Annotated in this window: 21 protein-coding genes; 8 read left to right on the top strand and 13 right to left on the bottom strand. The window is 70.1% G+C overall.

Going from position 1 to position 19,450, the window contains the following annotated elements; genetic code table 11:
* Nucleotides 1–7: 7 nt before the first annotated feature.
* The 4 genes from QQJ79_RS03000 to QQJ79_RS03015 all read right to left on the bottom strand — a co-directional run bounded on the left by QQJ79_RS03000 (nucleotide 8) and on the right by QQJ79_RS03015 (nucleotide 4,119).
* Nucleotides 8–262 (bottom strand): hypothetical protein, encoded by a 255-nt coding sequence (locus QQJ79_RS03000; protein ID WP_284220962.1) that lies wholly within the window; start codon nucleotides 260–262, stop codon nucleotides 8–10.
* On the bottom strand, nucleotides 247–633 hold the full coding sequence (locus tag QQJ79_RS03005; RefSeq protein ID WP_431307566.1) for a DUF1318 domain-containing protein: 387 nt from the start codon (nucleotides 631–633) through the stop codon (nucleotides 247–249). The genes QQJ79_RS03000 and QQJ79_RS03005 overlap by 16 nt, the downstream gene beginning before the upstream one ends.
* Nucleotides 633–833 carry a YnbE family lipoprotein gene (locus QQJ79_RS03010; protein WP_284220964.1) on the bottom strand — a complete coding sequence of 67 codons (201 nt, stop codon included), beginning with the start codon at nucleotides 831–833 and terminating at the stop codon, nucleotides 633–635. Before QQJ79_RS03010 ends, QQJ79_RS03005 begins: the two co-directional genes overlap by 1 nt.
* Before the next feature lie 82 nt (nucleotides 834–915).
* Nucleotides 916–4,119 (bottom strand): intermembrane phospholipid transport protein YdbH family protein, encoded by a 3,204-nt coding sequence (locus QQJ79_RS03015; RefSeq protein ID WP_284220965.1) that lies wholly within the window; start codon nucleotides 4,117–4,119, stop codon nucleotides 916–918.
* Nucleotides 4,120–4,543: 424 nt separating this feature from the next.
* Between QQJ79_RS03015 and QQJ79_RS03020 the strand changes: the two genes are divergently transcribed.
* Complete coding sequence (locus tag QQJ79_RS03020; protein ID WP_284220967.1) at nucleotides 4,544–5,869, top strand: M23 family metallopeptidase; 1,326 nt, start codon at nucleotides 4,544–4,546, stop codon at nucleotides 5,867–5,869.
* A gap of 9 nt (nucleotides 5,870–5,878) precedes the next feature.
* Here the strand turns inward: QQJ79_RS03020 and QQJ79_RS03025 are convergent, their stop codons facing one another.
* Nucleotides 5,879–6,523, bottom strand: a complete 645-nt coding sequence (locus tag QQJ79_RS03025) for a glutathione S-transferase family protein (RefSeq protein WP_284220969.1) — start codon at nucleotides 6,521–6,523, stop codon at nucleotides 5,879–5,881.
* Nucleotides 6,524–6,571: 48 nt separating this feature from the next.
* Between QQJ79_RS03025 and QQJ79_RS03030 the strand changes: the two genes are divergently transcribed.
* The gene (locus QQJ79_RS03030; protein WP_284220970.1) at nucleotides 6,572–7,465 is read left to right on the top strand and encodes an alpha/beta fold hydrolase; all 894 of its coding nucleotides are present in this window, start codon (nucleotides 6,572–6,574) and stop codon (nucleotides 7,463–7,465) included.
* Between the two features lie 3 nt (nucleotides 7,466–7,468).
* Here QQJ79_RS03030 and maiA read toward each other — a convergent pair whose 3' ends face one another.
* The gene (gene maiA / locus QQJ79_RS03035; protein WP_284220971.1) at nucleotides 7,469–8,101 is read right to left on the bottom strand and encodes a maleylacetoacetate isomerase; all 633 of its coding nucleotides are present in this window, start codon (nucleotides 8,099–8,101) and stop codon (nucleotides 7,469–7,471) included.
* Nucleotides 8,098–8,751 (bottom strand): fumarylacetoacetate hydrolase family protein, encoded by a 654-nt coding sequence (locus QQJ79_RS03040; RefSeq protein ID WP_284220973.1) that lies wholly within the window; start codon nucleotides 8,749–8,751, stop codon nucleotides 8,098–8,100. The genes maiA and QQJ79_RS03040 overlap by 4 nt, the downstream gene beginning before the upstream one ends.
* 136 nt (nucleotides 8,752–8,887) lie before the next feature.
* On the opposite strand from QQJ79_RS03040, the gene QQJ79_RS03045 reads away from it, so the two are divergent.
* Both QQJ79_RS03045 and QQJ79_RS03050 read left to right on the top strand, forming a co-directional pair.
* On the top strand, nucleotides 8,888–9,268 hold the full coding sequence (locus QQJ79_RS03045; protein WP_284220974.1) for a glycine zipper domain-containing protein: 381 nt from the start codon (nucleotides 8,888–8,890) through the stop codon (nucleotides 9,266–9,268).
* A gap of 14 nt (nucleotides 9,269–9,282) precedes the next feature.
* Entirely contained in the window at nucleotides 9,283–9,678 is a 396-nt protein-coding gene (locus QQJ79_RS03050; RefSeq protein WP_284220976.1) for a hypothetical protein, read from the top strand.
* A 54-nt stretch (nucleotides 9,679–9,732) separates the two neighbouring features.
* Here the strand turns inward: QQJ79_RS03050 and QQJ79_RS03055 are convergent, their stop codons facing one another.
* Genes QQJ79_RS03055 through QQJ79_RS03065 form a run of 3 tightly spaced genes read right to left on the bottom strand, consistent with a single transcriptional unit; the run spans nucleotide 9,733 to nucleotide 11,951 of the window.
* The gene (locus QQJ79_RS03055) at nucleotides 9,733–10,584 is read right to left on the bottom strand and encodes a metallophosphoesterase family protein (protein WP_284220981.1); all 852 of its coding nucleotides are present in this window, start codon (nucleotides 10,582–10,584) and stop codon (nucleotides 9,733–9,735) included.
* On the bottom strand, nucleotides 10,584–11,555 hold the full coding sequence (locus QQJ79_RS03060; protein ID WP_284220983.1) for a diacylglycerol/lipid kinase family protein: 972 nt from the start codon (nucleotides 11,553–11,555) through the stop codon (nucleotides 10,584–10,586). Before QQJ79_RS03060 ends, QQJ79_RS03055 begins: the two co-directional genes overlap by 1 nt.
* Before the next feature lie 54 nt (nucleotides 11,556–11,609).
* Nucleotides 11,610–11,951, bottom strand: a complete 342-nt coding sequence (locus tag QQJ79_RS03065; RefSeq protein ID WP_284220985.1) for a hypothetical protein — start codon at nucleotides 11,949–11,951, stop codon at nucleotides 11,610–11,612.
* Between the two features lie 160 nt (nucleotides 11,952–12,111).
* Here QQJ79_RS03065 and QQJ79_RS03070 point away from each other — a divergent pair, with 160 nt between their 5' ends.
* From QQJ79_RS03070 to QQJ79_RS03080, 3 genes are all read left to right on the top strand, one after another.
* A complete protein-coding gene (locus tag QQJ79_RS03070) occupies nucleotides 12,112–12,453 on the top strand; it encodes a YMGG-like glycine zipper-containing protein (protein ID WP_284220988.1) in 342 nt (113 codons plus the stop codon).
* A gap of 80 nt (nucleotides 12,454–12,533) precedes the next feature.
* Entirely contained in the window at nucleotides 12,534–12,983 is a 450-nt protein-coding gene (locus QQJ79_RS03075) for an OmpA family protein (RefSeq protein ID WP_284220990.1), read from the top strand.
* An 87-nt stretch (nucleotides 12,984–13,070) separates the two neighbouring features.
* Nucleotides 13,071–15,245, top strand: a complete 2,175-nt coding sequence (locus tag QQJ79_RS03080) for a protein-disulfide reductase DsbD family protein (RefSeq protein ID WP_284220992.1) — start codon at nucleotides 13,071–13,073, stop codon at nucleotides 15,243–15,245.
* 232 nt (nucleotides 15,246–15,477) lie between these two features.
* Here QQJ79_RS03080 and QQJ79_RS03085 read toward each other — a convergent pair whose 3' ends face one another.
* Nucleotides 15,478–16,029: a hypothetical protein gene (locus QQJ79_RS03085; protein ID WP_284220994.1), complete on the bottom strand. Its 552-nt coding sequence runs from the start codon at nucleotides 16,027–16,029 to the stop codon at nucleotides 15,478–15,480.
* A 280-nt stretch (nucleotides 16,030–16,309) separates the two neighbouring features.
* A complete protein-coding gene (locus tag QQJ79_RS03090) occupies nucleotides 16,310–16,786 on the bottom strand; it encodes a hypothetical protein (RefSeq protein ID WP_284220996.1) in 477 nt (158 codons plus the stop codon).
* A gap of 102 nt (nucleotides 16,787–16,888) precedes the next feature.
* Here QQJ79_RS03090 and pgi point away from each other — a divergent pair, with 102 nt between their 5' ends.
* Entirely contained in the window at nucleotides 16,889–18,514 is a 1,626-nt protein-coding gene (gene pgi, locus QQJ79_RS03095; protein ID WP_284220998.1) for a glucose-6-phosphate isomerase, read from the top strand.
* Between the two features lie 200 nt (nucleotides 18,515–18,714).
* On the opposite strand, the gene QQJ79_RS03100 is transcribed toward pgi, so the two are convergent.
* Entirely contained in the window at nucleotides 18,715–19,155 is a 441-nt protein-coding gene (locus tag QQJ79_RS03100; protein WP_284221000.1) for a hypothetical protein, read from the bottom strand.
* Nucleotides 19,156–19,450: the final 295 nt, after the last annotated feature.

The raw sequence follows: 19,450 nt of genomic DNA on the forward strand, positions 1-19,450 counted from the left end.
ACGAGGCTCAAGGCTTGTCGGGGTCGTCGGGTCGGTCGTCCCAGCCTTCGCGGCTGGACTTGAAGGCCAGCGCCATAAGGATCCAGGTCAGTCCCACCGTGCCCAGCACGCCGAGAGACAGGGCGATCAGGCCATGCAGACCCAGCGGACCGCCGCCGATGGCGGTCCATGCCAGACTGACAGCGGCCGTCGCGACTGTAGCGACGCCGATGACGGCAAGGAGTTTCAGCAGCAGGCCGCGCGCGGTCAGCGCTGGACCCACTGGCCCTGGGCGTTGCGGTACCACTGCCCGGTGCTGATGCGGGGCAGAAGCTGCGTCTGGAACATCCGGGCCGCAGCCGCCTCGGGCGTCGCGCCATCGCCGGCGGCCTGGGCGCTGCGCGCATAGGCTTCACGGCGGGCCGCGTTGGTGACCTGCACGGCCTCGGTCAGGGCGGCGTCAGACGCCGGGACGCGGAATCCGAGATAGCCATCGGCCTGTTCGCCGACCGTGCCTTGCGCCTTGGCGGCGTCGATCATCGACTTCTGGGCGGCTGTCTGGGCGAAAGCCGCGCCCGCGGCGACGCCGAGTGCCGCGATGGCCGCGGCGACGACGAAGAACTTGCGGAAAGACATCTGGGTCAACTTTCGCATCAGAACAGGTTGGGGTTTTCGATGAGGAGGTCCTGAAGCTCCTTGTCGAGGCGCACGCGAACATCGGCATCGAGCTTCGCGTAGATCTGGATCGGATCGACCTGCAGCCGGACCGTGGGCGTGCAGGCGCCGAGGCCGACTGCGGCGACGAGGCCGAGGAGGGCGAGGCGGGTGCGCGTCCGGGTGTGGTGCCGAGTCATGAGCGGTGGTCTCCGGTCTTCAATCCACGGCGATCTAACGCGATTGAGCGTGAACGGGTTCTGAACGGCGAAGATGGCCTGATCACGGCGTGGTCGGGGGCGGGGTCTCGGCGGGGGCGGCGGCGGCCGCCGACGGCCGACCGTCGCGGGCGCGGTTGAGCTCCAGCAGATCGCCGATCAACTGGTTCAGGTTGAGGGTGGTGTCGAGGGTCAGGTCGATCCCGGTGCCCGACGGCAAGGGCAGGGTCCGGTTGAGGAACTCCCGGCTGATGAATTCGGCGAGCGGTATGCGCAGTTCCTGGCGCACTGGAGGATCGTGACGACCGCGGATGCGGAACAACACCCCGATGCGGCCCTCGTCGAGGCTGTTGACCTCGGCCGACAGGATATCGAACGAGAGGTTCTCCATCGCCTGATAGGCCAGATCCTGAACCGTGTTGGGCGGCACCGCCTCGCCGCCGCCGCCGGCCTCAAGGCCGCTGAGCGCCTCGCGGGCGATGGACAGGCGGCCGGGCTGGACCGCCGCCAGAGAGCCGCCCGCTATGCGGACGCCGTTCACCCGGTCAGAGGTGAAGGGCAGGCGGCCCGAGACAACGGCGTCGAGATTGACCTTTTCCCCGAAGCCGGAGCCGGCGATGACCTGACCCAGCTGGACATTCTCGAGCACGATGACGCCGGTGATGGGCTGGTTCGGGTCCAGAGGCACGGCGAAGGGCTCGACGCGGATGCGGCCGCCGGCCACGGCCAGGTCCCCGCCCTCGATCGTCACCGCCGCCTTGTCGAGGCCGAAGGTCAACTCGATGTCGGTCAGGGGGACGACCGATTCCAGGAGGTCGGCGGACAGCCGTTGCCCCGGGACGGCGGTCAGGGGCGCCAGATTGATGAAGTCGACGGTTCCGCGCAGGCCCTTCACCGGACCAGCCGGGCTGGTGAAGTCGAGGCCGGGAGTGGTCAGGCGACCAGAGCTGGTCCCTTCCGTTCCGGCCCGCCAGTCGATGCGGCCGGTGAATGCTGCGGAGCCGGTCGCCGGCGAGCCGACGAACTCCGCCAAGGGGCTGAGATCGGAGGGCTGGAGCCCGCCTTCCGTGAAAACGATGGACGGGGCGTCGATGGTCAGCCCGCCCGCGCCCTCGGAGCCGTCATGGGCGAGGGTGAGGCGGCCGAGCACGGTCTGACCCCGCGCCAGATCGAAGGCGCCGGTCCAGTCCTCGTCGGCCAGTCGGGCGGAGCCGGTCGCGGTGAGCGGATGGAATCGCAGGGGCGTGGTGGCGTCCGCGACCGTCGCCCGGGCGATGCGGGCCTCGAGACCGACGCCGCCGGGACCGCCGGTGGCGGTGAAGCCGCCCTCGGCGTCGCGGAAATTCAACGCGAGGAAGGGGGTCGAGGCTTCGAGGCCTCGCAGGGCGCCGTCGGCCCGCCAGCGACCATCGGCGACGCTGACCAGCGGACGGGCGACAGGGCATATGTCGCCCGAGACATCGACGACATCGCTTTCATCCAGCTCCAGCCGTTCGACGGTCAGGGGAATACAGCGGGCGGCGACATAGGCGAGACGGCTCCCGGAAGAACTCAGCTCCCCCCGCGTCTGGACCGTGATCCCCCGGGCGAGGCCGAAATCCAGCGCGGCGCGGCCGTCGAGCGTGGCGGTGAAGCCGGACGGCGTCAGCCGCCAGGCAGGAATGGCGAAGGCGGCCTCGGGCAGGCCCTGCCCCCGGATCGCTGTCAGCGACAGGGCGCCGCCGCCGGCCTGGCCCCGCGCCGCGACGAAGATCGGGGTCGAGGCGGGGTTCAGGGTGAGGACGCCGCCGTTCGCCGGACGCAGGGTGGCCGGGCGGGTCAGGTTCAGGCGTGTACCTGAGTGCCCGGTGCTCAGATCGAAGCCCGGCACATCGACTGCAAAGGCCGACAGGGCGCGCTTCATCCCCGCCAATTCCGGCACGTCGTCGCCGGAGGGCGCGCCGAACAGGGGCCACGCGCCGCGGGTGGATCGGAACGCGCCCGTGGCGGTAATGCGCAGGCCGCCGTCGGAGACCAGATCGAATTCGGTCGCCCCCCGCACGCCCGTCAGGCTCAGGTCGTTCCAGTTCAGCCGCTCCGCCGACAGGACGACGGGGCCTGCCGCCTCCACCGCCGCGCCGCGCCCGCCGATCGCCAGCCGGCTGGAGGTGAGGGTGAGGCCGGCTCCGTTCAGCCCGGCCCCGTACGCCCGGGCGGCGCTCATGGCGGCTCCGCCATCCAGTCGCCAGCTGACGCCGCGGGGATCCCGCGCCACCGCGGTCCGGGCGGCGATCAAACGCAGACGCGCGCTCGCCGCCGACGCGCCGGGGCTTTCGATCCGGGCGGCGCGAAGATCGGCCGCGCTGGTCCCGTCGATGCGGAAGGTCTCGATCCAGCCGGTCGTCTGGCCGTCGAAGCCCAGTTGCAGGTCGGCGTCGCGCGCCGAGGCGTCTCCGGCGGAGAGACGGGCGGCCGCGACGCGCAGGTCGAGCCGCGTCCGACCGTCGCCACGTCGGGCCTTGAGATCAGGATAGGGCAGATCGCCGGTCAGGGTCAGGCGGACCGATTCGCCGCCGAAGCCGGGCAGGCTCGCGCGTCCGGCGGCGGCGGCGACCCGCAGGGCGACGCGATCGCCCGTCGTGGTCAGGTCAACCGTGGCCTGCAGCCCCCGCGCCTCGGCGTCGCCGCTCTTGAAGGCCGTCGCCGGCATCCGGGCGGTCAGCCGCATCAGCTTGCCGTCGTCAATGCGGGCGTCGCCGAGGATGTTGGCGGGGCCATAGTCCGTGTCGAGCCGGACCCGGGCGCTCTCGACCAGAACCAGCGGGCCGCGACTGTCGGGACGCGGCGGCCGGCCCATGAACCGTTCGACCAACGGGTCCAGGGAACCGAGGGTCAATTTGCCGTTGCGGACGCTGGCGCGCATCACCGGGCGGACCAGACGGATGCGCGTGGGCGTCAGGCCGATCCCCCCCTTCGACCAGGGCGCCCCGATGGCGTAGTCGACCTCGACCCGTTCGATGGTGACATCGGGGTCGGCGGCGTCGCCGATCCGGACGCTGGCCACCAGGCCATCCAGTTCGAGCCGCTCGACCTGCATGTCGGCCTCGATGCCCTGCTGTTCGAGCCAGCCGATCAGGACCTGCCGCGTCGCCGCGCGCCGGTTGAGGTAGAGCAGGGCCGTCAGGATCAGCAGAACGCCGATGACCACGCCCGCAATCAGCAAGGCGCGGCGACCGCCTGCGCGCGCAGGCCGCCCGGGCGGCGGAGCAGGATCGGTCGCGGTGGTCATGAGCCGGTCATATCGGGACGGACGCGCGGGAGGAAAGGTCGGAGAGCAAAGGAATCGTCCCGTTCAGCACTGGAATCGTGTCTATGAAAACACAGTTGAGTGGCGCATCGGCCACTTTGAGTGCCGGACGGGCTACTTTGGGACACGACGCCGCAGGGATGAGTCAATTGATCGCCCAAGCGCACCGAATACACAGTCCTGCACTCAAGATAGTCTCATGGTTCACGCAAGCTTTACCCACGACTACGGCTCCGGTTAACGCGCTGTAACGAACCACCTTCCCATGATGGGACGGACGGGCTATACGGCCTGTCTCGCGCAGGGGGCTGCTCCGGCGCGATCCTTGCTACCAGTGGCTTTGGCGCCGTCCGGCGTCGTTGTTTCTCGGGGACCGATGGCTCAGTTCGATCCACGTCGCCAACCGATGCGCATAGCGCCCCACGCCCTCACGGCGGTGGCCGCGATCTCGGTGGCGCTACTTGCAGGTCGTGTGTACCAACCCGCGAAGGCGGAAGAGGCTCCGCCTCTCACCCAGAATCAGATCGCTGTCCTGGCCGACCAGGCCTTCGCGGCCGCCGGCATGCCGGCGGGCCTGACCACGCCGGAAGCCATTCCGGTCCAGATTCGTCGCGGCGAAACCTTCGAGCAGGCCGTGCGCCGCACCGGCATCGCACCGGAAGAGGCTTCGGCCGTCGCCGCCACCCTGTCGAACGCCATGGACGTGAACGCCATGCGCGCCGGCCAACGCTTCGAAACCGCTATTTCCCAGCCGCGCGGCGGCCGGGGCGAGGCCCGCCTGATCGGCCTGACGATGCGCACGGGTCCGGCGACCCAGCTGACCGTATCGCGCAGCTTCGACGGAGCCCTGCGACTTCGGGCGCTGGAGGAGAAGGTCACCCACGAGACCGTGGTCCTGACCGGCAAGGTCGAGGGCTCCCTGACGCGCACGGCCCGTCGTGAAGGCGCGCCGGCCGATGTGGCGCGCGCCGCCGGCCGCCTGTTCTCGCACCGGTTCGACATGGACCGCGACATCCGCGCCAATGACGAATTCACCTATGTCTTCGGCCGCACCGTCACCGAGAACGGCCGCACCATCGGAACCGACGGCCTGCTGTATGCCGAACTGAAAGGCGTGGCCTTTTATCGCTTCCAGCCGGAAGGCGCCCGCGAGCCCCAGTATTTCGACGCCACCGGCAAAAACACGCGCTCGGCCTTCATGCGCACCCCGCTGGAGCGCGGCTTCCGCGTCTCGTCGTCGTTCGGCTTCCGCCGGCACCCGATCGCCGGCTATCGCAAGATGCACCAGGGCATCGACTTCGCGGCCGGAAGCGGCACGCCGGTCGTGGCCCCGGCCGACGGCGTCGTCGTCGAGGCCCGCCGCTGGGGCGGCTACGGCAACTGGCTGCGCATCCGCCATTCCAACGGCCTGGAGACCGGCTACGGCCACCTCTCCCGTTACGCCTCGGGAATGCGCGCCGGGCAGCGGGTCCGTCAGGGCCAGATCGTGGCCTATGTCGGCTCGACCGGCGCCTCCACGGGACCGCACCTGCACTATGAAATCTGGCGGCGCGGCCAGCGGATCAATCCCGCCGGCGTGCGCACCACCGAAGGCACGGTCCTGGCCGGCGCCGATCTGGCGGCCTTCAAGGCCGAGAAGGCCCGCATCGACCGCATCCGTGCCGCCGGCGGCGAGCGCCGTCCGGTCGTGCAACGCGCCGCTGTCGAGGGCCTGCGCCCCGCCCAGGGCTAGGCTTCCGCCTCAGCCTCCCGCATTGGCCGCCGCGATCAGGGCGTCGTCGATCTCTCGCGTGCGGAGAGCCGCGGGGCGTTGGGAAATCCGGCCAGCGTAAGCCTTGAAGACGTCCCGGTCCGGCAGACTCCTGAACTGCAGGCCCCAGCCGATCTGGCTGCCCAGATAGACGTCCAGCGCGCTGAACCGTTCGCCCAGCAGCCACGGCCCCGCGCCTGAAACAATGGTTTCGAGGGCGTCGACCACCTGTTCGAAACTGCCGTAGCCCGCCATTCCGGACTTGTCGGCCGGAGCGAGCAAGCCCAGGGACTTGGCGGTCACCGCGGCCTCCAGCGGACCGGCGCCGAAGAACATCCAGCGCAGATAGGGCCCTCGCTGGGGTTCATCGAGCGCGGGAGCGAGGCCCGCCCGGGGGAAGGCGTCCGCCAGATAGGTGCAGATCGCGGCGCATTCGGTCACGGTCACGCCGCGATGCGTGATAGCCGGGACCTTGCCCATGGGATTGATGGCCAGATATTCGGGGGCCTTCATCGTCGTGCCGTAATCCAGAACCACCGTGCGGTACGGTTGGCCGATCTCCTCCAGCATCCAGCGCGCGATACGGCCGCGCGACATGGGGTTGGTGTAGAAGACGATCTCGTCGGACTGGCTCACTGCGCTCTCTCCCTCGCGTTCCGGCGCGAACGCTAACCCGAAGACGACATGGAACAAAGACGAAACATCCTCCGGGGCCTGGTTGGCGGCGCGGTGCTGTGGAGCGCGGGGTCCGGTGTCCGGGCGCAAGCCGCCGCCTTCAGTTCGCGACGGATCACCGTGACGACCCGCGGGCGGGGCGCCGATGTGCTGCTGATCCCCGGCCTGGCCTCGACCGCCGAGGTTTGGCGAGGCGTGGCGGACAGGCTGGCCGGGAAGCGGCGACTTCACCTTGTTTCGGTGCGCGGCTTCGGCGATCTGCCGGCCGGAGCCAACGCCAGCGGCGCGGTCATGGCGGCGGTCGCGGCCGAGGTGCGCCGCTACATCGCTGAACAGGGCCTCGAGCGTCCCGCCGTCATCGGCCATTCCATGGGCGGACAGGTCGGGCTGCGCGTGGCGGCGGACGCCGGGGCTCGCATCGGCCGGGTGATGGTCGTGGATTCCTCGCCCTTCTTTCCCGCCCTGATCAGCCCGCAAGCCACGGTCGGCGACGTCGAGCCCATCGCCCAGCTGGCCTATCAGGCGATCCATTTCCTCGGCGACGAGGCGCTGCGCGCGCGGGGCCGGCAGTTGGGTGTGGAACTCGGCGGCGCCACGGACGCGGTCTTCGGAACGCTGGGCTGGCAGGGCGGCGATCGACGCGTCCTGGCCCAGTCGCTGTACGAGGTGATGACCGTCGATCTGCGCCGCCGCCTGCCCGACATCACGGCTCCGGTGACGGTGGTCTACGGCTGGAGCGCGGACGGGAACTCGCCGCGCAGCCGCACCGACAGCCTGTTCCGCGGCGCCTACTCCCGGCTGCGCACCCCGGCCGCCTTCGTGCCGATCGAGGGCGCCGAACATATGGTCATGATCGACCAGCCGACGCGCTTCATGGCGGCGGTGGACCGGTTTCTGGGCTGAGTTTCAGTCCGCGTCGGGCTGGGCGTCCGGATGGGCGGCGCCAAAGGCGGGGTGAACCGCGGCCGCCGCATCGATGGCCAAAAGGCGCGGGAAGGCCTCGAGCGGCACATTGAACCGGCGCGCCGAATAGATCTGCGGGATCAGATAGCAGTCGGCGAGGGTCGGGGCGGAGCCGAAACACCAGCCGACGCCGTGAAGGGTCACAAGGGCCTCCAGCGCTTCAAAGCCGGGCAGGATCCAGCGAGCCGCCCAGGCGTCGACGGCGGCCTGATCGGCGCCGAAGGTCTCGCGCAGCGCCTTGCCGACGCGCAGATTGTTGAGCGGATGAATGTCGCAGCCGATCAGGGCGGCCATGGCGCGGACCCGGGCGCGATCGACGGGATCGGTCGGCAACAGCGGCGGCGCGGGATGAGCCTCCTCCAGCCATTCGAGGATGGCGGGGCTCTGGGTCAGGACAACGCCGTCCACCTCCAGCGCCGGCACCATGCCCTGGGGATTGAGGGCGACGAAGGCCTCGGACCTCTGGGCGCCCGTCCGCAGATCAACGCCCTGCTGGTCATAGGCCAAGCCCTTGAGGGCGAGGGCGATGCGGGTCCGGTAGGCGGCGCCCGAGCGCCAGTAGCCGTGCAGGATCATCGCGGCAGCACCGTGAAGCTGAGGGTCTGCAGGCCGCCGATGGTCGCCTCGACCCGATCTCCGGGCTGGAGCGGGCCGACGCCTTCGGGGGTGCCGGTGAAGATCAGGTCGCCGGGGCGGACGTCCCACAACTCTCGCGCCTTGGCGAGGATCTCGGCCGGGCTCCAGACCATGTCGTCGAGCCGACCGGACTGGCGCGTTTCGCCGTTGACCGACAGGGCGATGGGCGCGGCCGGATCGGGCAGGGCGCCCAGCGTCAGGGCGCCGCAGGGCGCGGACTGGTCGAATCCCTTGGCCGCGTCCCAGGGACGACCTTTCTCCTTGGCGGCCGCCTGGAGATCGCGTCTCGTGAGGTCGCAGCCTATGGCCCAGCCGGCGATGGTTTCGTCCGCGCCGACCGCGCAGACCAGTTCGACTTCATGATGCAGATTGGCCGTCGCCATCGGAAAAACCGGGTCAACGCCGTCAGCGACGACGGCATCGGCCGGCTTGGTGAAGAAGAAGGGCTCGGCGCGGGCATGGCCCATCTCGCGCGCATGGGCGGCGTAATTCTGGCCGACGCACAGGATTCGGCGAACAGGAAAGCGGTCGCTCCGGCCGACGATAGGCAGGGAGGCGGTCGGCGCGGGGGGGAAGAGCCAGTCGGTCATCCGCCCTGTTTATGCCCGGACGCCACGCTTCGCCACCACCGCCTGATGCTGCAATGCGGGAACCGTCACCGGACAGTAGCGTTCCGGCTCAGGGTTCTCTATCTAACCGTCAAGCTTGCAAAGCGGAGCGCGCACAATGGCTACGACCAAGGCAGCACGGACAACCGTGAAGAACGACATCAATACGCTCAAGGACGATCTCAAGGTGCTCGGCGCCGAAGAGAAGGCCCGGCTGCGTGAAAAGGCGACCGCGGCGGAAGCTCGCCTGCGCGCCAAGGCCGCGGAAGCCGAGGCGCGTCTGCGCGAAGAGGCCGACGTCCTGCGCGAGCGGGCCCGGGGCTACTACGACACCGCCCGCGTGCGGGGTCAGGAATATTACGACGAAGCCAGCGAGCGCTTCGACGAAGCGCAACGCTATCTGGTCGAGCGGGTGCAGGAGCGTCCGATGCAGTCGACCGCCATCGCTCTGGGTGTCGGCGTCGTACTCGGCCTGCTGCTCGCCGGTCGTCGACGCTGATGTTCGGCGGAGGCATGGCCAGGAACCTGGTCAAGAAGGCCGTCGCAGCTTCGGTTGCGGCGGGAGCCGCGCTGGTCGCCATACTGGCGCTCGGAGCGACGATCTTCTACGCCCTGCAACTGATCGTCGTTCCCCTGGCCGCCGCGGCGATCACCTTCCTGCTGTTCGCCGTCATCGCCCTCGCGGTCGCCCTCACCTTCGTCGCCCGCAGTGAAGCGGAAGAGGAGGAGAGCGAGGAAGACAGCGCCGGACTGGGCCAACGCGCCTATATGTTGTTCCGGCAGCGGCCCATCCTCGGCACCGTCGCCGCCCTGGCCGGAGGCTGGATATTCCTGCGGAACCCGGCGCTCGCCACCATGGTGGCGGCGGCCTTTACCGAAAAATCGCACGGCAGTCGCCGGCGTCGCTGAGGCGAATGACGACGCGTTAGAGAAGACAGACCAGTCAGGGAAGGCCGCCGTCGCTCAGACCGCGGCCTTTTCCATTTGTCCGGCCTCGTTCGGGTCCGGCGCCGTGGCTGTCCGGCGGGTGTCCTGACGGCGAGGCAGCTTCCAGGTCTGGTCCCGCTCGAAGCGGTCGCCGGTCCAGGCCATCGCAGTGACGGTGATGTGGTGCGCATCCCAGTCGATCTGGTTGAAACTGGGCGGGGCGCCGCGCTCGCGATGCGACAGTGTCCCGCAGCCCACGGCATAGGAGCAGTGGTCGCCCAGGCTGATCGGCAGGGCGAACGGGACATGGACATGGCCCGTGGCGATCAGATCGACCCCGGCCTCGGCGAAGATTCCGGCTGCCGCCTCGCCGCGCTTCACTTCACCGGTCATGGGGGCGCCGATCATTTCCACCAGCGGGTGGTGGCAGGCGAGGACCCGCAGCGCCCCGACCGGAGCCTGACGCAGGGCCTCGGCCGCCTTGCGCGTCTGATCAAGGTCAATGACGCCCTTGGACCAGTTGGCCCGGGCCTGCCAGCCGCGCGCGGTGACGACGCCGCGCACCATCAGGTTCGGGCTCAGGAACTGGTGGTCGTGGGCCGGGTGGCCGGTCGCGCGCTCGAACGCCTTCCACGGACTGAAGACCCGCGCAAACAGGCTCCAGTAGGGGACATCATGATTGCCGACGATGACGAAGCGCGGATCCGGCATGCTGGCGATCCAGCGCCCCGCCGCTTCGAATTCATCGGGCAGGCCCTGCTGGGTGATGTCGCCGGTGATAAGGACCAGGTCGTGGGCCGTGCCATGAGCATAGTCGAGCGCGGCGGCGCAGGCATGCCGGTGCTCACAACCGAAATGGATGTCCGAGAACTGGAGAATGCGCCCCACTAGACGGCGTCCTCCGCCGCCGGCGGATTCGGAGCGAGCGCGCGGAACGCCGTGCGAATAAAGCGGACCTTGGCCTCATGTCGCAGCAGCGCCGGTTCGCCGTCGATCACGGCGGGGATGCGCGACCGGGCACGGATGGTCGCCTGCTGGATCGCCTTTGTGGTCACGGCCGGATCCTGACGCCAATCATCGAACACGGCGTGGGCGGCGAGGCGGAAAGCCTGGAGCGCGTCCGAAGGATTCATGGCGGCGGCCTCCAGTCCTGTGTGCTCGTCCATCGCCTTTGAGATCATCGGGCTGATCAGAACAAGCGCCTCGGCGCGGCGATCAGCGCGGCCGTCCAGCGAGAAGCGCAACCGCCCGGAGAAGGCGCGCTTGAGGGCCCGACGACCATAGGCCCAGGCCAGACCGAACTTGCCCTCGCGCACGGCCTCGCGGGCCGGCGCCCAAAGGGCCGGAGCCCCGAGAATGGCGGCGCAATAGAATGCCTGTTTGAACCGGCCGTCGGTCACCTCGCCGCCGGCGACCTGTTGGGGCGCGCCCTCTTCCAGCGCCCGCCGGAGGGCGACCTTCCAGTCGGCGGTGCCATACAGGGCCCGGGGGAGCATATTCATGGTGCCGCCCGGCAGCGGCGCGACAAGCGGGCCTTCGGGTCCGGCGCGCGACGCGATGGTTCCGGCTGTGCCGTCTCCCGCCAGGACAAACAGAACGTCAGGCCGGGCGTCGAGCGCGTCCTGAACCTGAGCGTCGAACTGTCCGCCCTCCAGCGCCACGATGCTGGCTTCGCAGGGATATTCGCCGAGGATCGCCGCGGCTTCCTCCGCAGCATTGGGACCCACGCCGCCAGACAACGGATTGACCAGCATGATGACCCGCCCCAGCGCAACGTGCGGGGTCAGGACATGCGGTTCAGCGATCAGGGTCCCCGCCGGAGTCGTTAGATCACTTGCCGGCGCTGCAGTATCAGTCATGCCGCCCGAACGTCCCGACTGGAACGATGTTCCGACCGGGGCGCCAAGGCGTGACTATTGCTTCTTCATCTCGTCGGAAGCCGCAGCGGCCCCGGCCTGGGCGGCGTCGCCGGCCTTTTCAGCGGCGGCTCCGGCGGCGTCGGCGGCTTCGTCAGCGACCCGGGGAGCCTCGCCCCGGACCGTAGACACGCCCTTGGTGATCCAGCCGTCCATGATGGCGCCACCCTCAGCCAGCGACTGCTCCTTGATGCCCAGCACAGCCGTCAGAACGCCGAACAGAGCCAGCAGGGTGACAAGAATCCCTACCAGCGGATTGCCCGAGCGGCGCTTCGTGCGGGCCCAGACCGGACTGTGCTCGCCGTCGTCCGCCATGCGAACCGGTTCAGAAAAACGCATACGAAACCCCCGTCTCAACCCGTAAAATCGAGGCCGCACCCTCCGCGCGACATCGACTGAAGCCTAATACAGACTTAACCTCCGTCATACCGCGGGAACCGCAACGCTTATTCCAGCGTTCTCACCCGTGGGGCGAACCCGAGGGATGAAGGAAATATCCATGAACAAGGCAATCATCGCGATCGCCGGCGCCGGACTTCTGGTCAGCGCCTGCGCGACAGACGAGTATGGCAACCCCAATCAGACGGTCCGACAGGGCGCTATCGGCGCCGGCATCGGCGCCGTCGCAGGCGCGATCATCGGCAATAACGTCGGCGATGGCAACGCGGGACGCGGCGCGGCTATCGGCGCCGTGGTCGGCGGCGTCGCCGGCGCGGTCCGCGGTTCGCAACAGGACCGGGCCAACCAGCAGCGCTACCGCGACAGTCAGAACCGCTATTACTACTGCTACGACGGCCGTCAGGACGAGTGCTACTGGGAAAACGGCCAGCGTCGCTACTAGGCGTACGCTGACTGAATGAAGGTTCAGGGCGGTTCGTCGCGAGGCGGGCCGCCCTTTTCATGAGTGGTGAGGGGTTGGACATGAAGCGGTTGATCGGGTTTGCGGGACTGGCCGTCGCCGTGGGGCTGTCCGGGTGCGGGGTGACGCGGTTCATGGACCGCAGCGCTGTGGTGGCGGAGCCGTCGCCCTGCACGGCCAAGCGGTTCGAGGTCTATTTCGCTGACAGCGAGGCGCGGCTGACCGAGGCGGCGCGGCAGGCCATCGGCATGGCGGCGGCGCAGCTGCAGGGCTGCGACATCCGCAAGGTGGAGGTGCTGGGCCTGGCCGACGCCCGCGGCGGGGCGACGGCGAACCTGAGTCTGTCCGAGCGGCGGGCCCAGGCCGTGGCCGAGGCCCTGACCGCCGCGGGTTGGCCGGCCCCCGCTTTCGAGGTGGAGGCGGCCGGCGACGAGGGCGCCGTGACCGACGCCGGCGTGCGCGAGCCGATGCGGCGGCGCACCGAGGTGCTGGTCGACGCGGTCCCGCGCTGAATATCCGCGACGCCGCGCCGCTGACAGGGGCGGTGACGGATGGCGGTCGGGACGGCTAAGGTCGCGGCGACCGTCTCCGGAGGCCGCGTGAACCTGTTCGTTCGAGTGTTGATCCTGCTGGCCCTGTGCGCAGGGCCAGGGCAGGCCGTGGCCCAGACGGGGGTCGCCGGACCGCAGCGCACCGGGCGGATCGAGGCCGAACTGGTCCCGCTGTCGGCCTGGGCCGCGCCCGGCTCGACGGCCGTGGTCGCCGTCAAACAGACCATTCAGCCCGGCTGGCACACCTACTGGCGCAATCCGGGCGATTCCGGGGGCGCCACGACCCTGGCATGGACCCTGCCGCAGGGCGCGCGCGCGGGCGACATCGTCTGGCCGGTTCCCGAGCGGCAGCGGCTCGCCGGCCTGATGAACTACGGCTATTCCGGCGTGGTCTGGCTGCCGGTCCCGGTCGAGGTTCCGGCCTCGGCGCGCGTCGGGACGGTCCTGCCGCTGACGGTCAAGGCGTCCTTCTTCGTCTGCAGCGCCGAGATGTGCGTGCCCGAAGACCTGACCCTGCGGCTCGACCTTCCTGTCCGCGAGGGCGCCGCGCCGCCGGATCCTCGCCACGGGGCGGCGATCACGGCGGTGCTGGAGAGCGCGCCCCGTCCTGCGGGGATCGAGGCGCGGATCGCGCTGGAGAACGGCGTGCTGACGCTGGGCGCGGCGGGCGGCCCGCTGGCCGGGCGCGATCCGGGACCGAGCTATTTCTTCCCGTTCGAGGGCGGGATCATCGACCATCCGGCGGCCCAGACCGGCGATTGGGGTCCGCAGGGGCTGACGTTGCGGCTGCAGTCCGGCGGCGAGACGCGGGCGGCGGGCCTGACAGGGCCCGTCGGGGGCGTGCTGGTCACCGCCCACGGCTCCTGGGAAATCCGCGCCGAGCCCGGGGCGGCGCCGGCCGGAACGTCCGGGACGGGCGTGCTGTCCGAGGCGGCGGACGCCGCGCCCGCGGGACCGGAGGCCAGCAACGGAACCGGTCTGGCCGCCTTCGCCCAGGCCGTGCTGTTCGCCGTTCTGGGCGGGCTGATCCTCAACCTGATGCCCTGCGTCTTCCCGATCCTGGCGATGAAGGCGGCCTCGCTGGCGGCCTCGGCCCATGACGTGCGTCACGCCCGCCGCGACGGACTGGCCTTCCTGGCCGGGGTGCTGACGACCTTCCTGCTGCTCGCGGGGGTGGTCCTGGCGCTGCGGGCCGCAGGCGAGGCCGTCGGCTGGGGCTTCCAGCTGCAGTCTCCGCCGTTCATCGCCGGTCTGGCCCTGCTGATGCTGGCCGTGGCGCTGAACCTGTCGGGCGTCTTCCATGTCGGGGGCGGGCTTCAGGGGGCCGGATCGGGGCCGCTGGCGCGCCTGCCCGGGGGCGTCGGCGCCTTCTTCACCGGGGCGCTGGCGGTGATCGTGGCCGCGCCCTGCACGGCGCCCTTCATGGCCTTCGCCATGGGGGCGGCGCTGGTCATGCCCTGGCCGATGGCGCTGCTGGTCTTCCTCGGCCTCGGCCTCGGTCTCGCCCTGCCCTTCGTCGTGGTCAGCCTGACGCCCGGTCTGCTGGCGCGACTGCCGCGCCCCGGCCCGTGGATGGAGCGGCTGAAAGGGCTGCTGGCCTTCCCCATGTATGCGACCGCCCTGTGGCTGGCCTGGGTGTTCAGCCGCCAGACAGGGGCGGAGTCCCTGGGCCTGCTGTTCGGCGCGGGCGTTCTGTTGTCGCTCGGGCTCTGGCTGGTCGGCGGCGGACAGACCGAGCGCGGCTTCGGGCGGCGAGGCGTGCTGCATCTGACGGCCGGGGCGATCGCCCTGCTGCTGGCGGCCGCGACGGGCTGGCTGGCGGCGATCATGCCCGCGGAAATCCCCGTCACCGAACCCAATGGCCCGCCCGTCGGAGCGACGAGCGCGCCATGGTCCCCCGCCGCGGTCGAGGCGGCGCTGGCCGAGGGGCGGCCCGTGCTGGTGAATTTCACCGCCGACTGGTGCGTGACCTGCAAGATCAATGAGCGGACGTCCCTGACCTCGGCGGGCGTGAAGGCCGCCATGGATCGCAGCAACGCCGTCTATCTGGTCGGCGACTGGACCCGGCGCGACGACGCCATCACCGCCGAACTGCAGCGCCACGGCCGGTCGGGGGTTCCGCTGTACCTGCTCTATTCGCCGGGGTCCGCCGAGCCGCGGGTCTTGCCGCAGCTGCTGACCGAGGGGGTGGTCATCGACGCCCTCAAGACCGCCGCATCCTGAAGGAGTTTGTCATGAAACGTCTCAAGGCGGTCGAGAGCTGATCCCTCTCCCAATGGGAGAGGGCTTGAGCGCCCGGGAGCGTAGCGATCGGTTGCGCGAAAGGGTGTGGGTCGGGTGGCGGCATTCGGCGTAAGCCGTGTCGCTGTCAGGAGCGGCGGCTTACGCCGAGGGATACAGCCGACCCACATCCGGCCCTGCGGGCCACCTTCTCCCAATGGGAGAAGGGACCGAGTCAGACCTCCGGCCAGGACTCCGCCGCGCCCGGCGGGAGGCCGGCGTCCTCGCGCCAGGCGTCGCGGTTGGCCTGGAGGGTCACTTCGTCGAGGTATGACAGGGGGTGCAGCCATCCTGTCTCGCTCCAGAAGGCCCCGGTCCAGCCGTGCCGGTTCGCCCAGGCCCGGTCGCGGTCCGCCTGCTCGGGCGGCAGGTTCTCCGCCCGCCATTCCAGCAGGAACCCGAGATGCCAGACTGGACCCTGCTCCAGCGGCCCGCCCTGCATCGCCTCGGCCAGTTTCACCGCCAGCAGTCGCGTCTCTTCCAGCCGGTATTCGAACTCGGCCTGTTTGCGTTGGGCGTAGCGGTCCCAACCCTCAGCCGGCTCCGGATCCGGATCGGCGGTCGCGCGCCGTTTCCATCCCTCCGAAGCCCGACGCCGCCACAGGTTGGCGAGGCCGACGTCATACCGCTGGGCCAGCGAGGCCGCGGTCTCGCCCGCCTCCCAGGCCCGGCGGATCGCCCACCAGGTGTCGTCGGACCGGATTTTTCGGGCGGGTCGCTCGTACATGGACGCAGGATCGGGCGCCGCTGCGTCAGAATCGGTCGTGTTCGGACCGCGGGTCAGGGGCCGACGGCCGGGAGGTTCATCACGAAGGACACGAAGGGATCACGAAGGGCACGAAGGGACCGTGGATGCGGCCTCGCTGGTGGCGATCCCTCTCCCTGTGGGAGAGGGCTTGAGCGCCCAGGAGCGAAGCGATCGGAGCGGCGGCTCACGCCGACGGATACAGCCGACCCACATCCGGCCCTACGGGCCACCTTCTCCCAATGGGAGAAGGGACAGGAGTTCAGACCGGCGGCTGGGGCGGCGCGGTGATGACCTCGACGTTGTCGTTGAGCAGATAGGCCAGTTCGTCGAGGGCGACGCGGCGTTCGGCGGGGGTGACGGCGGTCCGCACGGCTTCGACCTTGAGCGGCATGTCCTCGGCGATGCCGCGGAGGATGCATTTCAGATCGCCGTCCGTGCCGCGCTCCTTGAGGATGACGTGGCCCTGCATGTCGAGGGCGGCCAGTTCGACAGCCTGGGTGCGGAAGCCGGCGAAGGCGGGACCGGCCGCGAAGTCGGCCTGATCCATCACGCCCGTGTCGATCCAGCCCTGGACCACGCCCTTGAGCGCCCCGGAGCGGGCGACGATGTCGGCGAACAGGGGCTCGCCCGCCACCGAGACCGGCGCTTCGGCGGCGGCCGACGGCTGGGCCGCCGCGAGTGCCACATTGGGGTCGGAGAGCAGCAGGGAGACGGCCAGGGCGACGCCGCAGGACATGGCTAACCTCATATAGTTGGCCGAATCGCGGATTCGGCGTTGAACCGGCTTACGCCCGACCCGTAAACGAGGGTTTACCCTTCCGAAATTCGAGCTCGTCCGATGACCGCCCGCACCCAGGCCCTCGACATGCTCCGTGGCGTCGCCCGCAAGGACGCCGACGGACGCATCATCCATCAGTTCGCGACCGATCCCGGCCGCATCGACCGCATGGGGGTGGAGGCCGCGGGCCTGTATCTGGACCTGTCGAAACAGTCGTGGAGCGCCGAAGGGTTCGAGGCAGCGCTGGACCTGGCCCGCACCTGCGATGTCGAGGGACGGCGCAACGCCCTGTTCGCGGGCGAGGCGGTCAACAATACGGAGGGCCGCGCGGTGCTGCACCCTGCGCTGCGGGCCGCCGACGACGCGGACTTCCGCGCCCTGGGCCAGCCCGTGTCGGCCGAGGTGGCCGAGGCCCGAAAGGCCATGGCCGCGTTCGCGACCGACATCGGTTCGGGCGCCGAGACGGGCGGGAGCAAACAGCCCTTCACGGCCATCGTCCACATCGGCATCGGCGGCTCTGACCTGGGGCCGCGGCTGCTGTGGGAGGCGCTGCGGCCGCTGGAACCGGTCATCGACCTGAGGTTCGTGGCCAATATCGATCCACGCGACATGGGCGAGGCCCTGGCCGGGCTGGACCCCGAGACCACGCTGGTGGTGGTGGTGTCCAAGACCTTCACCACCCAGGAGACGCTGGCCAACGCCGAACTGGCCAAGGCCTGGCTGGCGGAGAGCCTGTCGCCGAAGCGCATGGTCCACCATCTGATCGGGGTGACGGCGGCGCCGGAGAAGGCCGAGGCCTGGGGCTGCGGCCGGACCTTCGGCTTCCGCGACTGGGTCGGCGGCCGCTATTCGCTGTGGTCGGCGGTCAGCCTGTCCGTGGCGGTGGCCCTGGGCTGGGACGTGTTCGAGCGGGTGCTGAACGGCGCCCGGGCCATGGACGAGCATTTCCTCAGCGCCGATCTGGAGCGGAACGCCCCGGTGCTTCTGGCCCTGGCCCAGATCTACAACGTCGAGGGCCGCGGTCGGCATGCGCGGACCGTCGCCCCCTATGCGCACGGCCTGCGCCGGCTGCCGGCCTTCCTGCAGCAGCTGGAGATGGAGTCGAACGGCAAGCGGGTGAAACGCGACGGCACACCCGTCGACACCGCCACCAGCCCGATCGTCTTCGGCGAGCCGGGCACCAACGGCCAGCACGCCTTCTTCCAGCAGATCCACCAGGGGCCGCAGGTGGTGCCGGCGGAATTCATCGTCGTGGGGCACACCTCCGGCGCGGCCATGGATGCGCGCGAAGGCGACGCCCCGCTGTGGTCCAACGCCCTGGCCCAGGCCCAGGCGCTGATGGTCGGCAAGACCGAGGCCGAGGCGCGGGCCGAACTGATCGCAGCGGGCGCCGACGAGGCCGAGGCGGACCGGCTGGCCCCGCACAAGGCGTTTCCCGGAGACCGCCCCTCGACCACCATCCTGATGGACGCCCTGAGCCCCGAGGCGGTCGGGGCCCTGATCGCCCTCTATGAGCACAAGACCTTCGTCGAGGGGGTGATCCAGGACATCAACAGCTTCGACCAGTGGGGCGTCGAGCTGGGCAAGGCGCTGGCGAAGGCGGTTCTGGCCGATGTCGCGGCAGGGGAGCCGTCGGCCGGGCTGGATCCGTCGACGGCGGAGCTGCTGAAGCGGCTGATGGTGTAGGCGCGCGGTTCCTTCTCCCGTTGGGAGAGGCCCGAAGGGCCGGATATGGGTCGGCTGGTTCCGTCGGCGTTAGCCGCCGCCGCTGACACAGACGCCGCTTGCGCCGCGTGCTGACGATCGACCCACACCCTTTCGCCTTGCCGGTCGCTTCGCTCCCGGAGGCTCAAGCCCTCTCCCCAGTGGGAGAGGGACAGCAACCGTTACCAGCGACGCTCGTAGCGGTAGTCGCGATCGTCGCGGCGGTCGTCCCGACGGTCGCGGCGCCAGTCGCGGCGATCATAGCGGTCGTAGCGGTCGCGGCTGTTGATGCCGTGCTCGCGCTCCCAGTGACCCCGGTTCCGGTAGCAGCGGCCGCCGCGGTAGTAGCCGCAGTCGTCATCGTCGTCTGAACCGGCCCCGAGCGCCGCGCCGGCCAGGGCGCCGCCGGCGATGTAGGTCCCGTCGCCGTCGCCGATCAGGGCGCCGGCCAGGGCGCCGATGGCGGCGCCGATCAGCACATCTTCGGTGCGATCATCGTCGCGGTCGCGATCCCGGTCGCGATAGCGGCTCTGGGCGTCGGCCGGAGTCGCGGCCATCAGGCCCAGGGCCATGGCGCCGATCACGGCCGGCGATGCGATTGCGATCTTCGAAAACGTCTTCATGGTCGGCCCCTTCATGATTGCGCCGGCGCTGCGCCAAGCTTGACCGCAGAAATAGATCCGGGCGGCTGAACGGGTCGAAAGGCGGCCGTTCATCCGCCGTTCATCGTCAAGAGCCTTGCCAATGACGACCCGCTCGGTCGAACATGGATACGGAAAGCGGGAGACGTCTGTGGCAGGGCTGGTGCGGAGTTGCGTGATCGTCCTGGTCCTGGCGGCGACCGCCTCATGCGCCACGGCCCAGGACCGGCCCGCGCCGCAGCAGCCCCCGCCGGTGACGGCCCCGGCGCCGCCCCCG

This window comes from Brevundimonas denitrificans (genome assembly GCF_030160755.1).
GTDB lineage: Bacteria > Pseudomonadota > Alphaproteobacteria > Caulobacterales > Caulobacteraceae > Brevundimonas > Brevundimonas denitrificans.

Coding starts and splice junctions, on each gene's coding strand:
- QQJ79_RS03030 (WP_284220970.1), top strand. CDS start 6,572: ATGGAACAAAGACGAAACATCCTCCGGGGCCTGGTTGGCGGCGCGGTG.
- QQJ79_RS03010 (WP_284220964.1), bottom strand. CDS start 833: ATGACTCGGCACCACACCCGGACGCGCACCCGCCTCGCCCTCCTCGGC.
- QQJ79_RS03100 (WP_284221000.1), bottom strand. CDS start 19,155: ATGAAGACGTTTTCGAAGATCGCAATCGCATCGCCGGCCGTGATCGGC.
- QQJ79_RS03040 (WP_284220973.1), bottom strand. CDS start 8,751: ATGACCGACTGGCTCTTCCCCCCCGCGCCGACCGCCTCCCTGCCTATC.
- QQJ79_RS03090 (WP_284220996.1), bottom strand. CDS start 16,786: ATGTCCTGCGGCGTCGCCCTGGCCGTCTCCCTGCTGCTCTCCGACCCC.
- QQJ79_RS03075 (WP_284220990.1), top strand. CDS start 12,534: ATGAAGCGGTTGATCGGGTTTGCGGGACTGGCCGTCGCCGTGGGGCTG.
- QQJ79_RS03050 (WP_284220976.1), top strand. CDS start 9,283: ATGGCCAGGAACCTGGTCAAGAAGGCCGTCGCAGCTTCGGTTGCGGCG.
- QQJ79_RS03070 (WP_284220988.1), top strand. CDS start 12,112: ATGAACAAGGCAATCATCGCGATCGCCGGCGCCGGACTTCTGGTCAGC.
- QQJ79_RS03060 (WP_284220983.1), bottom strand. CDS start 11,555: ATGACTGATACTGCAGCGCCGGCAAGTGATCTAACGACTCCGGCGGGG.
- QQJ79_RS03020 (WP_284220967.1), top strand. CDS start 4,544: ATGCGCATAGCGCCCCACGCCCTCACGGCGGTGGCCGCGATCTCGGTG.
- QQJ79_RS03065 (WP_284220985.1), bottom strand. CDS start 11,951: ATGCGTTTTTCTGAACCGGTTCGCATGGCGGACGACGGCGAGCACAGT.
- maiA (WP_284220971.1), bottom strand. CDS start 8,101: ATGATCCTGCACGGCTACTGGCGCTCGGGCGCCGCCTACCGGACCCGC.
- QQJ79_RS03005 (WP_431307566.1), bottom strand. CDS start 633: ATGCGAAAGTTGACCCAGATGTCTTTCCGCAAGTTCTTCGTCGTCGCC.
- QQJ79_RS03045 (WP_284220974.1), top strand. CDS start 8,888: ATGGCTACGACCAAGGCAGCACGGACAACCGTGAAGAACGACATCAAT.
- QQJ79_RS03015 (WP_284220965.1), bottom strand. CDS start 4,119: ATGACCACCGCGACCGATCCTGCTCCGCCGCCCGGGCGGCCTGCGCGC.
- pgi (WP_284220998.1), top strand. CDS start 16,889: ATGACCGCCCGCACCCAGGCCCTCGACATGCTCCGTGGCGTCGCCCGC.
- QQJ79_RS03085 (WP_284220994.1), bottom strand. CDS start 16,029: ATGTACGAGCGACCCGCCCGAAAAATCCGGTCCGACGACACCTGGTGG.